The sequence below is a fragment of the Bradyrhizobium sp. BWA-3-5 genome (assembly GCF_032917985.1).
Classification (GTDB): Bacteria; Pseudomonadota; Alphaproteobacteria; order Rhizobiales; family Xanthobacteraceae; genus Bradyrhizobium.
Genome location: NZ_CP136626.1, coordinates 6,152,779 through 6,165,887, shown reverse-complemented (window position 1 = coordinate 6,165,887; position 13,109 = coordinate 6,152,779). Strand labels below are relative to the sequence as shown.

At 65.0% G+C, this 13,109-nt stretch carries 10 protein-coding genes; 4 read left to right on the top strand and 6 right to left on the bottom strand.

Annotated features, from left to right (window positions below; translation table 11 throughout):
• Positions 1-60 precede the first annotated feature (60 nt).
• A complete protein-coding gene (locus RX331_RS29635) occupies positions 61-1,653 on the bottom strand; it encodes an NAD(P)/FAD-dependent oxidoreductase (protein ID WP_317253142.1) in 1,593 nt (530 codons plus the stop codon).
• A gap of 196 nt (positions 1,654-1,849) precedes the next feature.
• Here RX331_RS29635 and RX331_RS29630 point away from each other — a divergent pair, with 196 nt between their 5' ends.
• From RX331_RS29630 to RX331_RS29615, 4 genes are all read left to right on the top strand, one after another.
• The gene (locus RX331_RS29630; RefSeq protein ID WP_317253141.1) at positions 1,850-2,005 is read left to right on the top strand and encodes a hypothetical protein; all 156 of its coding nucleotides are present in this window, start codon (positions 1,850-1,852) and stop codon (positions 2,003-2,005) included.
• Positions 2,006-2,007: 2 nt separating this feature from the next.
• A complete protein-coding gene (locus tag RX331_RS29625) occupies positions 2,008-3,612 on the top strand; it encodes a GMC family oxidoreductase (protein ID WP_317253140.1) in 1,605 nt (534 codons plus the stop codon).
• Between the two features lie 7 nt (positions 3,613-3,619).
• Entirely contained in the window at positions 3,620-4,069 is a 450-nt protein-coding gene (locus RX331_RS29620; protein ID WP_317253139.1) for a hypothetical protein, read from the top strand.
• A gap of 83 nt (positions 4,070-4,152) precedes the next feature.
• On the top strand, positions 4,153-5,172 hold the full coding sequence (locus RX331_RS29615; protein ID WP_317253138.1) for a S1C family serine protease: 1,020 nt from the start codon (positions 4,153-4,155) through the stop codon (positions 5,170-5,172).
• A gap of 199 nt (positions 5,173-5,371) precedes the next feature.
• Here the strand turns inward: RX331_RS29615 and RX331_RS29610 are convergent, their stop codons facing one another.
• The 5 genes from RX331_RS29610 to RX331_RS29590 all read right to left on the bottom strand — a co-directional run bounded on the left by RX331_RS29610 (position 5,372) and on the right by RX331_RS29590 (position 12,893).
• Positions 5,372-6,154: an alpha/beta hydrolase gene (locus RX331_RS29610; RefSeq protein ID WP_317253137.1), complete on the bottom strand. Its 783-nt coding sequence runs from the start codon at positions 6,152-6,154 to the stop codon at positions 5,372-5,374.
• Positions 6,155-6,157: 3 nt separating this feature from the next.
• Positions 6,158-7,453 carry an O-acetylhomoserine aminocarboxypropyltransferase gene (locus RX331_RS29605; RefSeq protein ID WP_317253136.1) on the bottom strand — a complete coding sequence of 432 codons (1,296 nt, stop codon included), beginning with the start codon at positions 7,451-7,453 and terminating at the stop codon, positions 6,158-6,160.
• Between the two features lie 43 nt (positions 7,454-7,496).
• Positions 7,497-8,801: a nicotinate phosphoribosyltransferase gene (gene pncB, locus RX331_RS29600; protein ID WP_317253135.1), complete on the bottom strand. Its 1,305-nt coding sequence runs from the start codon at positions 8,799-8,801 to the stop codon at positions 7,497-7,499.
• Positions 8,802-8,862: 61 nt separating this feature from the next.
• Positions 8,863-12,411, bottom strand: a complete 3,549-nt coding sequence (locus RX331_RS29595) for a molybdopterin cofactor-binding domain-containing protein (protein ID WP_317253134.1) — start codon at positions 12,409-12,411, stop codon at positions 8,863-8,865.
• Positions 12,411-12,893 (bottom strand): (2Fe-2S)-binding protein, encoded by a 483-nt coding sequence (locus RX331_RS29590; protein ID WP_317253133.1) that lies wholly within the window; start codon positions 12,891-12,893, stop codon positions 12,411-12,413. The genes RX331_RS29595 and RX331_RS29590 overlap by 1 nt, the downstream gene beginning before the upstream one ends.
• Positions 12,894-13,109: the final 216 nt, after the last annotated feature.

Sequence of the window (13,109 nt, the reverse complement as noted above, 5' to 3'; positions counted from 1 at the left end):
AGCCGGGACGTGGATTGCTTCGCTTCGTCGCATGAGGGGAGGGAACATGTCGGAATGCCGCTACCCCAACCGCAACTCCGCATACCGCTTCGCAGCGACCTCGTCGCACCTCGCGCGATAGGCCGGGGCGCTGCCGCTGTAGCGGGCGACGATGCGGGTCTGCTTGCCTTCGACGTTGGAATTGATGCCGGTCATCCAGGAATCGACCTCGCTGGATAGCATACCCTCGCCAAGCGCCTTGACGTGATCGGTCCAGGATTTCACGCCCTCCGGCGTCGCCTCCAGCCGGGTTAATCCCTTTTCCCTCGCGAACCTGATCAGCCCCGTGACCCAATCGACGCTATATTCGATGCTGCGCGGAATGTTGCCGAGCGCGGTGTGCGGGCCCATCAGCATCAGCATGTTCGGAAATTCATGCACCATGATGCCGAGATAGGTCTCCGGACCGCGCTTCCATCTTTCCTTCAGCCGCGCGCCGCCGGTCCCACGAAAATCGATCTTGTCGAAACTGCCGGTGATGGCATCAAAGCCCGTCGCATAGATGATGATGTCGAATTCGTAATCCCGATCGCTGGTCTTGATGCCCTTAGGCGTGATCCGCTCGATCGGCGTCTCCTTGATGTCGACCAGTTCGACATTGTCCTGGTTATAGACCTCGTAATAGAAGGTCTCGAGCGGCAGCCGACGCGTCCCAAAACCGTGATTCTTCGGGATCAGCTTTTCGGCGACCGCCTGGTTCTTCACGCGCTCGCGGATCTTCCGCGCGACGAAATCGGAGATCGTGGCGTTTGCCTTGCGGTCGGTCAGGATGTCATTGAAATTGCCCACCCAGATGCCGAAGCCGCGCTCGCCATAGAGTCTTTCATAATTGGCCTCGCGCTCCTCGTCGGATACCTCGAAGGCGCCGCGCGGGTCGGGCGTGTGAATGAAGCAGGCAAAGGTCTCGCGGCAGCGCGCGAATATCTCGGGATAGCTAGTCTTGATCTTCGCCTGGGTCTCGGCGTCGATCTTGCCGTTATGCAGCGGCGCGGCCCAGTTGGCGGTGCGCTGAAACACGGTGAGGTGGCCGACCTGACTGGCGATGGTCTGGATCGTCTGGATGCCGGTCGCGCCGGTGCCGATCACGGCGACACGCTTGCCGGCGAAATCCACCGGCTCCTTCGGCCAGCGCGCGGTGTGATACGCTGCGCCCTTGAAATCGTCGCGGCCTTCGATGTTCGGTAGCGTCGGCGTCGAGAGCGGCCCGATGGCGGTGATCAGGAAGCGTGAATTGAAGTGGCTGCCGTCCTCGAGCGTAACGGTCCAGCTTCGCGCGTCCTCGTCCCAAACGGCAGCCGTCACCCGGCTGCGAAACTGGATGTCACGCCGCAGGTCGAACTTGTCGGCGACGTAGTTGATGTAGCGCAGCGTTTCCGGCTGGCCGGCAAAATGCTCGGACCACTCCCATTCCTGCAGCAACTCCTTCGAGAACGAGTAACCGTAGGAATAGCTTTCAGAGTCGAAGCGCGCGCCGGGATAGCGGTTCCAGTACCAGGTGCCGCCGACATCCGTACCGGCCTCCAACACGCGCACCCGCAGGCCCCGTTCGCGCAAGCGGTAGAGCTGGTACAGGCCGGACAGGCCCGCGCCGATGATGATGGCGTCGTGATCCAAGACTGGCGTTGCTCCGATGCTCATATCTTAGCACAAGCCTATCCGCTCTCGTGGCCGCGGACAAACCCCGCCTGGACGCGGGGCAGGGTTGCAGGTTAGCCATCGCGGTGTCGGCTTTACTCGCAGCCGCATCTGCCTCTATCGTCTCGACCTAGATCGCGCGGCAAGCGGCGATGGGGGAACGGGGTGGGAAGCGATGGCCAAGGCCGGCGGGAATTACGAATTTGGCCCCGTGCCGTTGCCCCGTCATTGCGAGGAGCGTAGCGACGAAGCAATCCATGTCACCGCTCGCGGCGAAATGGATTGCTTCGCTTCGCTCGCAATGACGGCAGAGACAGTTGAGAAACAATAATAATGAACAAACACGATCCCGTTGACGTCCTGATCATCGGCGCCGGCGCGTCCGGCGCGGCGGTGGCATGGAGTCTGGCCGAAACCAAAATGCACATCCTCTGCCTCGACCAGGGCGGCTGGATGAAGCCGTCGGAATATCCCAGCACCGGGCGCGATTGGGAGGCAAAGTTTTATGGCGAGTGGTCGACCAGCCCGAACGTTCGCGGCCGACCGGAGGACTATCCCGTTAACGACGACAACTCGCCAATCAAAGTCGTTAACTTCAACGGCGTCGGCGGCTCGACGGTGATGTACACCGCGCACTGGCCGCGGCTGCACCCGTCCGATTTCAAGGTGAAGACGCTGGACGGCGTCGCCGACGACTGGCCGATCGACTACGATGCGCTGACCCCGTTCTTCGAGGAGAACGACCGGATCATGGGCGTCTCCGGCCTGTCGGGCGATCCGCGCTCGCCGCTGACCCATCCGCCGATGCCGCCGCAGCCGCTCGGGCTCTCCGGCCCGCTGATCGGCAAGGCCATGAACAAGCTCGGCTGGCACTGGTGGCCATCAGATACCACCGTCGCGACAATAGACTACGAGGGCAGGGCGCGCTGCATCAATCTCGGCCATTGCACGCCGGCCTGCGCGCAGGGCGCAAAAGCCTCGACTGACATCACCTATTGGCCGCAGGCGATCCGCGCCGGCGTCGAACTAAGGACACACTGCCGGGTGCGCGAGATCCTGACCAATGAGCACGGCATGGCCTCGGGCGTCGTCTATTACGACCAAGATGGAGTTGAGCAGTTCCAGCCGGCCGAGGTCGTCGTCATCGCCTGCAACGGCGTCGGCACGCCCCGGCTGCTGCTGAACTCGGTGTCCGGCCGCTTCCCGAACGGGCTCGCCAATTCATCCGGCCTGGTCGGCAAGAACCTGATGTTTCATCCCTACGCGCAGATCTACGGTTTCGTGAAGGAGCCGACCGATAGCAACCGCGCGCCGCCGACCTGCCTTTGGAGCAAGGAGTTCTACGACACGGACCTCTCGCGCGGTTTCGTCCGCGGTTACGGCATCCAGTTCGGCCGCGGCGCCGGGCCGGTGTTCGAGGCTGTTGCCAGCGAGCAGAAGGGCATATTGCCATGGGGCGAGGAGCATCATCGCGTGTTCCGCCGGCTGAACGGCCATCGCCTCGCGGTGTCAGCGATCTGTGAGGATCTGCCCGAGGAGCACAACCGCGTCACGCTCGATCCCGTACTCAAGGACAGCCACGGCATCCCAGCCCCGAAGGTCGACTACACGATCAGCGCGAACAGCCGGAAGATGATGGACCACGGGTTGGCGCGCGGCCGGGAGATCCTCGAGGCTGCCGGCGCCACCGATATCTGCATCAACGACCCGATCCCGTGGGGCGGCTGGCACCTGCTCGGCACCGCGCGGATGGGCACCGATCCGGCGCGCTCCGTGGTCAACGAGTGGGGCCGGTCGCACGACGTAAAAAACCTCTTCATCGTCGATGGCAGCGTGTTCGTCACCTCCGGCGGCGTCAACCCGACCTCGACCATCCAGGCAATCGCGCTCTACATCGCCGACCAGATGAAGCAGCGCCTTGCCAACCTCTTCGACTGAGACCGCCATGTCCGCAAGCAATGAACTGACCGCAGCCCAGCGCAATGATCTCCGCACCATCGCGGCGATGATCGTTCCCGCCAGCGACGAGTACAAGGTGCCCGCCGCCGATGATCCCGCAATCCAGGCGGACATGCTGGCCACAATGGGGCGAGACACGCTGCTGGTGCGCACCGCACTGGATCATCTCGCGCGCCTCGCCGGCCAGTCGCTGGCTGAACTCGACGCAGCCAGGCGCGATGCGATCGCAAAGGAATTCCGCGCCACCGGCGGCGCCGCCGCGGCGACGCTCGTCCGCGTCGTCCTGCAATGCTACTACCGCGACGACCGCGTCCTGCGCTCGCTCGGGCTCGAGCTGCGCGCGCCATTCCCGAAGGGCCATGTGCTGCCCGAAGGCGACTGGTCGCTGCTGGATCCCGTCAAGACACGCGGCGGGAATCTTAGGCGGGCGCCATAGCAGGCCAGCCCTGCGCCGAGCGCGTTCCCACCTTGCGCTGGCGGTTCCCGGCCACCATCTGAGGAAGCCGAAGGAATCTCGCCATGTTGGATTTTACCTCAGATATCGCCGATGCCGCCTCGTCATCGCGAACGGCCGAGCCTGCCCCGGATGACCGGGCCCTGCTCGATGCCTATTCCAATGCCGTGATCGACGTGACCGAGCGCGTCGGTCCCGCGGTCGTGCGCGTCGAAACTGGGCCGAAAGTGCGGAATGCGCGCGAGCGCGGCGGGCTCGGCTCGGGCATCGTGATCTCGCCCGATGGGCTCGTGCTGACCAACAGCCATGTGGTCGGCTCGGCGAAAGAGATCCGCCTGCGCGACACCGAAGGTTTTGTGACCGACGCGCATGTGCTCGGCGTCGATCCCGACACCGATCTCGCACTGCTGCGCGCCGACGGCGCGCGCGACCTTGCCTATGCCTCGCTTGGCAACTCGAAGAGCCTGCGGCGCGGGCAACTCGTGGTGGCGATCGGCAATCCGCTGGGATTCGAATCGACGGTGACTGCTGGCGTGGTCTCCGCGCTCGGACGCTCGATCCGGTCGGTGAGCGGACGCACCATCGAGGACGTGATCCAGACCGATGCCGCGCTCAATCCCGGCAATTCCGGCGGGCCGCTAGTGTCGTCGGCGGCGGAGGTGATCGGGATCAACACCGCGATCATCAGCGGCGCACAGGGCATCTGCTTTGCGGTCGCCAGCAACACCGCGCAGTTCGTGCTGTCGGAAATCATCCGCCACGGCTATGTCCGCCGCGCCTATATCGGCGTCGCCGGCCAGACCGCGCCGGTCCCGCGGCGCCATGCGGTGGTCGCCGGCGTCGACAACACGATGGGCGCGCTGCTGGCGCAGATCGAACCGGATAGCCCCGCCGCGAAGGCCGGCCTGCTACCGGGTGATGTCGTGATCAGGCTCGACGGCGCCGAGATCAACGGCGTCGACGACTTGATCCGTGCCCTCGACCGCGACCGCATCGGCCGCACACTGTCGATGGACGTGCTGCGGCTGGGAAGGCTGCGCGGCATCGACATCCATCCAGTGGAGCGGAAGCCGGCGCGGCAGTGATGCTTTGCTTCACCCGCCCCTTGAGAGGGCGGGTCGGCACGCATCGTAAGATGCGTGACGGGGCGGGGTGACAGTCTCTCGACACGGGCGCTGTCAGATGTGGAGAGCCCGTCACCCCACCTCGGTTCGCATTCCATGCGAAACCGATCCTCCCCTCCAGGGTCCCTCCAGGGGAGGATGAGAGCGGAGTGTGTCGCCGCTACAGCCTTAGCGCCGCCAGCAATTCATCCGGCGCCTCGGCCATGATCATGTGGCCGGCGCCGGGCACGACGATGGTGCGCGCATTCGGCGTCGCCGCCGCGAGAGTCTTGCCGGCCTTCGCCGGCGTCATCATGTCGCGTTCGCCGAGAATGAAAGTCACGGGCACTTTCACCTGCGCCGCGGCGGCGACCGCGTTCTGATAGCTGTTGCAGGCGTTGAGATCGCTGTAGAGCACGCCCGGCCGCGTCTGCTGCAGCACGCGTTGTGCGCCCTGATGCATCCACAGTCCTGGCGCGAGGCTGCCGCCGAGCTCGGCCTTGAAGCCGAGGCCCCAGATCGAGACCATGTCGATGGCATCGGGATTGTTGACCTCGGCGGCCTTGAGCAGATCAGGGCCGACCGTCATCGTCGCGGCCGTGCCGATCAGGCTGAGGCCGGAGACCTTGTCCGGATGCCGCGCAGATGTCTCCAGCGCAATCAGCGATCCCATCGAATGCCCGATGAGTTTGGCCTTCGGCGTGCGCGCCGCATCGAGCAGCGCGGCGGTCCAGTCCGCCATGTCGGCGATGGTCGGCAGCGGCTCGCCGCCCGAACGGCCATGGCCGGGGAGGTCGGGCGCCAGCACCGAATAGCCGTGATGCGCGAACCAGCGGCTGTGCAGCGCCCAGGTCGAATGATCGAAACCCGCACCATGCAACATCACCACGGCGGGGAGCGACGGATCGAACGGCCGGCCGCCGGTCGCCACAAAAGTATCAACGCCATTGACGGAAAGCTGCATGGATCAAACCTTCTGCGATGCGCGGAGCGCCTGGCCGAGATCGTCGATGATGTCGGAGATCGCTTCGATGCCGACCGACAGCCGCACCAACTCCTCGCCGATCCCGGCGGCCTTGAGCTGATCGGCATCCATCTGCTGATGCGTCGTGCTGGCGGGATGGATCACCAGCGTCTTGGCGTCGCCGACATTGGCGAGATGGCTGATCATCCGCAGAGACTCGATGAACTTCTTGCCCGCCGCCCGCCCGCCCTTGATGCCGAATGAGACGATCGATCCCGCGCCGCGCGGCAGCAACCGCTTCGCGAGCTGATAGTCGGGATGATTCTCCAGCGCCGGATGCAGCACCCAGTCGACCGCCTTGTTGGAAGTCAGCGCTTCGAGCACCGCCAGCGTATTGCTCGTGTGACGCTCCATGCGTACGCCGAGCGTCTCGACGCCCTGCAGCAACTGAAATGAGTTGGTCGGCGACAGGCAGGCGCCGAAGTCGCGCAAGCCTTCGGTGCGCGCGCGCATGATGAAGGCGGCCTGGCCGAACTGCTCGTCGAAGACGATGCCGTGATAGCCGGCATAGGGCTCGGTGAGCTGGGGGAATTTGCCTGAGGCGTGCCAGTCGAACCGGCCGCCATCGACGATGACGCCGCCGATCGCGATGCCGTGGCCGCCGATCCATTTGGTCGCCGAGTTCATCACGAGATCGGCGCCGAGCTCGATCGGCCGGCTGAGGAACGGCGTTGCAAAGGTATTGTCGATCAGGAGCGGAATCTTCGCATCATGCGCGATCCGGGCGACCTCCGGAATATCCAGCACCTCGAGCCCGGGATTGCCGATGGTCTCCCCGATCACGAGGCGCGTGTTCGGCCTGATCGCGGCGCGGAATTCATCGAGCGCGCGCGGCTTGACGAACGTCGTCGTGATGCCGAAGCGGGGCAGGGTGTGCGCCAGCAAATTGATGGTGCCGCCATAGAGCGAGGCGGAGGCGACGATATGATCGCCGGCATTGAGGATGGTCGCGATCGCCAGATGCAGCGCGGCCATGCCGCTCGCCGTGCAGATCGCGCCGACGCCGGCTTCGAGCGCGGCCAGCCGTTCTTCGAGCACGGCGGTCGTCGGGTTGGAGATGCGGGTATAGATGTGGCCGGCGCGCTCCAGGTTGAACAGCGCGGCGGCGTGGTCGGAATCCTGGAACACGTAGGAGGTGGTCTGGTAGATCGGGACGGCGCGCGCGCCGGTCGCAGGATCCGGGCGCTGGCCGGCATGCAGGCTGAGGGTCTCGAAGGCAGGCGGCTTGGGTGCGGGCATGCGGGACTCGTCAGATCAACAGGTGGCAGGAAAGTATGGTGGCTCAGACGTGCACGGGCGTGCGGACGCGGCCGGCATCGCCGAACACGCGCAGATAACGTTCGACCTCGGACGGGCTGCCGGTCGCCTTTTCAGGGTTATCCGACAGCTTGACCGCCGGCCGGCCATCGACCGACGTCACCTTGCAGACCAGCGAGATCGGATCGAGATCGGCGGAACCATCCGGCGCGCAGCCGACGAAATCATTGGTGAGGTTGGTGCCCCAGCCGAAGGAGATGCGGACGCGCCCGGCGAAGTGCCGATAGGTCTCCTCGATGGAATCGACGTCCATGCCGTCGGAGAACACCAGCAGCTTGTCCTTGGGATCTCGGCCCTTCTGCTTCCACCATTTGACGATGTCCTCGCCCGCCGCGATCGGCGGCGCGCTGTCCGGGCGGAAGCCGGTCCAATCGGCGACCCATTCGGGCGCGTCGCGCAGGAATGTCTTGGTGCCGAAGGCGTCGGGAAGGGCGATCAAAAGGTTGCCGCCGTAGGTGTGGCGCCATTGATCGAGGATGCGATAGGGCGCCCAGCGCAGCTCCTCGTCGGAATTCGCCAGTGCAGCGGCGACCATCGGCAGCTCATGCGCATTGGTGCCGATCGCTTCGAGATCGTTGTCCATCGCGAGCAGCACGTTGGAGGTGCCGGTGAAGGAAGAACCGAGGCCTTCCTTGACGGCCTCGACGCACCAGCGCTGCCAAAGGTGGCCGTGGCGGCGGCGGGTGCCGAAGTCGGAAAGCCGCAGGCCTTCGAGCTTGCGCAGCCGCTCGACCTTTGCCCATAGCTTGGCCTTGGCGCGCGCATAGAGCACGTCGAGCACGAAGCGGCCCTGGCCCTTGGTCGCTTGACGCGAGCGCAGCTCGTTCATGATCGCGAGCGCCGGGATCTCCCACATCGTGGTGTGGGTCCACGGACCATGGAAGTGCAGCTCGTACTGGCCGTCGACCTTGTTGAGCTCGTATTCGGGCAGGCGAAAGTTCGCTAGCCAGTTGATGAAGTCCGGCGAGAACATCTGGGTCTTGCCGTAGAACGTATTACCGGCGAGCCAAATCAGCTCCTTCTTGCTGAACCGAATGGTCCGGGCATGGTCGAGTTGCGCGCGCAATTCGCCCTCATCGATGATCTCGGCGAGGCGGACGCGTTTTGACCGGTTGATGACGGAAAAGGTCACGCGCTGGGCCGGGTAGAGATCCCGGATCATCTGCAGCATCAAAAGCTTGTAGAAATCCGTATCGAGCAGGCTGCGCACGATCGGATCGAGCCGCCAGCCGTGATTATAGGTTCGGGATGCAATATCGGTAACTGCCATGGCGGAACTCTACCGTGCCGGAAGCCGCCCAACTAGGGGGATTTGGCCCCGGCATGGCAGCTCAGCGGGCATGTTCCCGCCTGATGCGGCTGATCGCAGCATGAATATCCTTCCAGACCGGCTTGTCCGGAGCAAATTGTTGCCTGAGGTAGCTGGCCAGATCGGCGATCTGGCTGTCGGTCAGGCTGTCCCTGAAGGCGGGCATATAGCCGAGGTCGGTGATGGCCGGTTTGCTGATGCCGTGCAGGATGACCTGGATCAGATTGTCGGGCGCGGCGCTATGCAACTTGCTGTTCAGCGCCAGCGACGGCCGGCTGCCGAACAGCGGCGCACCGCCGACCTCGTGGCACACCGCGCAGGCGCCCTGGTAGATCCGGGCGCCGATGCCGGAGGCCGCCGAGGCGCGCGTGCCGGTCGCGGACTCCAGTCTCGCGGCGAGGGCCTCCTGCGCCGCCCGGTCCATTGGGGTCGTGTTAAACGAAGCGAGATAGACCGCCATGGCGCGGATATCGGAATCCGGCAGCGCCGCGAGTTCCTTCACGACCGGGGCCATCGGGCCGGCGGCGACGCCGTGAAAGCGCGACTCGCCAGTTCGCAAGTAAGCGTACAGCTCGTCCTCGCTCCAAGGGATCGGCACCTGCGACAGTGAGGTCAGCGCCGGTGCTTCCCATCCCTCGGCAAATCCGCCGGCCAAGTGAGCACCAGCGATTTCCGCGCCGAGCGCGTTGCGCGGCGAATGGCAGGCGCTGCAATGGCCGAGCCCTTCGACCAGATAGGCGCCGCGATTCCATGTCTCGGACTTCACGGGATCAGGTTGGAATGTCGCGGGCTTGTGGAACAGCGCGTTCCAGCCCGCCAGCAATGGACGCTGGTTGAACGGAAATGCCAGCGCATTCGGCGGCGTCACTGTGCGCACGGCCGGCTGAACCATCAGGTAGGCGTAGAGCGCCTGCATGTCGGAGTCGGTCGTCTTGGCAAAATGGGTGTAGGGAAACGCAGGATAAAGCTGCCGGCCATCGCGATGGATGCCCTCGCGCATGGCGCGTTCGAAGGCGGGATAGGACCATGCGCCGATGCCGGTCTCGACGTCGGGTGTGATGTTGGTGGAGTAGATGGTGCCGAACGGCGTTTGCAGGGCGCGGCCGCCGGCGTTGAGCGCGCCGTTCGCCGAGGTGTGGCAGACTGCACAATCGCCGAGTGCGGCGAGTTGCTGGCCGCGGGCGATGGTGGCGGCCGAATAGACCGAGGCGTCCGGCCGCGCAATCGGCGCGATGGCGCGCGGTAGCGCGGCGACGCCGATACTGATGGCAGCGGCGCACAGCGCTGCGGCCGTTGCAAACACGCTGCTGCGTATCGCGAATGGACTTTGCCATGTGCGCGCAGCAGGTTGGGGCGGCGGTGCGGGCAATGCCTCCGGGGCTGCCTGCTCCTCGCCGCGCAGCCCGCGCAAGATGCGTTCCGACGTGAACGGCAGCTCACGAAAGCGCACGCCGGTCGCATCATAGATCGCGTTGGCAATCGCCGCGGCACTTGGCACCGAGGCGGATTCGCCGACGCCGAGCGGCGGCTGGTCCTGCCGCGGCAGCATCAAGACGTCGATCTTGGGCACTTCTGGAAACCTGATGATGGGGTAGGCGCCCCATTCGCGCGCCGTCACCGAGGTGCGGTCGAACGAGACTTCCTCCATCAGTGCGCGGCTGGTCGACTGGATAACGTTGCCGTGGATCTGATGGCGGACGCCATCCGGATTGATCATCAGGCCGGAATCCTGGCCCGCTACGACGCGCGTGACGCTGACATCGCCGGTCGCCCTGTTGACGGCGACATCGGCAATCCATGCCGACCACGCTGCGCCATAGCCCGGAAACTTGCTGTGCACATAAAGCGCGTAGGCAAAACCGCGCCCGCGCACGATGTCGCCCCCGGCTTCCCTGTTCTCGCGATGTGGCCGTGGCTTCCAGCCGGCGCGCTCGGCCACGGCGTTGACGAGGTCGACGGCGCGCGGGTCCTTCAGATAGCGCAGGCGGTATTCGATCGGATCGACGCCGGCTTCATCAGCGCATTCGTCGATCCAGGACTCATGCGCAAACGTGTTGGGCAGCGCCGAGACGCCGCGCAGCCACGACGCCCGCACGATCGGCGGCATGTCGTTCGCCACCACGCGCAGATTCTCGTAGTCGTAAGGCGGGATCGCGGTGCGATCGCCCATCTCGAAAATCGCGGGTGTGTGCGGGACCGCGCCGGTCAACAGCAGCGCCAGCGTCGGCGCGCCGTTCGAGGGATAGCGCGTGGCGAAATCATATCCGGCGACGCTGCCATCGGCGTTCAGGCCGCCATTGACGTCCATCAACTGCGCAGTGCCCTTCGGCTCCCAGGCGTGCTCCTGCTCCCGCGTCAACTGGACGCGCACGGGGCGGCCGACAGCACGCGACAGCAGCAGCGCATCGGCGGAGACGTCGTCGGCGCAGTTGCGGCCGTAGCAGCCGGCAGCTTCCAGCCTGATAATTTCGATCTCGGCTTCGCGCCGGTGGATCAGCTGCGCCAGATCGGTGCGCAGATGATGCGGGTTCTGCGTGCCCGACCAGACCCGCGTCACATCGTCCTGATAGTCGGCAACCGCGCAGGATGGACCGATCGAAGCGTGCATCTGGTAGGGCCAGATGTAGGTCCGCGGCATCGACTTGGCCGCGCCGGCAATAGCCGCCTCGACGTCGCCCTTGTCGATCAGCGTGCGCGGCGTCGACGGATTGGCGCGCAACGCGGTCTCGATGTCCTTGAGATCAGGCAGTGTTGGTGTCGGTTTCCAGCTCACCTTGAGCTGCGCCGCGGCCTTGATCGCGTTTTCCTCGCGCTCGGCGACGACGCCGACGAAATCGCCGATCCTGACGACGGCAACGAGCCCGGGAATATCGCGCACCGAACTCTCGTCGACTGCGATCAAGCTGTTGCCGATGAAGTCGCCGACATCGACGCCGGCATAGGGCGGGCGAACGACCCGGCCGTGCAGCATGCCTGGGATGCGTACGTCGTGCACGTAGACCAGTTCGCCGGTCGCCTTCGCCGGCAGGTCGACGCGCAGCACCGACTGCCCGACGATGCTGTAGGCATCGGGGCATTTCACGGAAATGTCGTCTGCCAGCTCAAGCTGGATGATTTCGCCCGCGATCAATTCGCCGTAGCTGACGCTGCGATTATCCTTGCCGCGGATCAGGCCGTCCTCGATGACGAGGTCTTCCACTGCAAGCTCCAGCCGCTCGGCCGCCCGGGTGATCAAAAACTGCCGCGCCTGGGCCGCAGCCTTGCGCAGCGGCACAGCCGTGATCTGGATCGTCTCGCTCGCGATCGTCGCGCCCTGATTGGGGACGAGCGCCGTATCGCCGAGCACGACGACGACACGCGCAAACGACACGTCGAGCTCTTCCGCGACGATCTGGCCGAGCGCGGTGCGAATACCGGTGCCGAGATCGACATGGCCATTGTAGGCAGTGACCGAACCGTCCGATGTGATCTTGATGAACGTCTCGAACGTGACAGCCTCAACCGGCGAAGCGCGCCGAACGACGCTCAGTGTGCCCTGCATCCGCTCGCGGTTCTCGGCAGGCGCAGCCATCACGCCTGCGCCTCAACGACATGGCCGGCAGCCCGCATCGCCGCGCGCATGATCTCGACATGCGCGCCGCAGCGGCACAGATGATGACGCAGCGCTTCCAGCACCTCGTCTTCGGACGGGCGAGGGGAGCGCAGCAACAGCGCCTTCGTTGTGATGATCATGCCGTTGAGGCAGTAGCCACATTGCGCCGCCTGTTCGCTGATGAAGGCTTGCTGCACGGGATCAGGACGCTCGCGCGTGCCGAGGCCTTCGAGCGTCACAATGTCACGGCCTACGCAGCCTTCGATCGGGATCACGCAGGAGCGCGCGGCGAGGCCGTCGATCAGCACGGCGCAGGCGCCGCATTCGCCGAGCCCGCAGCCGTATTTCGGCCCGTTCAGCGCGAGATCATTGCGCAGCACATAAAGCAATGCGGTATCGGGTGCGGCATCGACGTCGTGAGTCTTGCCGTTGACAGTCAGGCGCATCGTATCTTGAGTCATGCTCCCTCGAGCCCTCGCTGCGTTGCAAAACTCTGCGCTGGGCGCCGGGGAAAGATACCGTTTGTGTACAAACGTGCAAGCCGCGCCATCTCGCACTGCGGTGCGCTGCCCGCTTTATGAACAAAGGGCGAGGCAAATGCGGTATTATGCGGCACGCCGAGATTTTCGTCCGCCGGGCCGCTTGACAGGATTTCCGTCCGCGCGCAACATCATTCG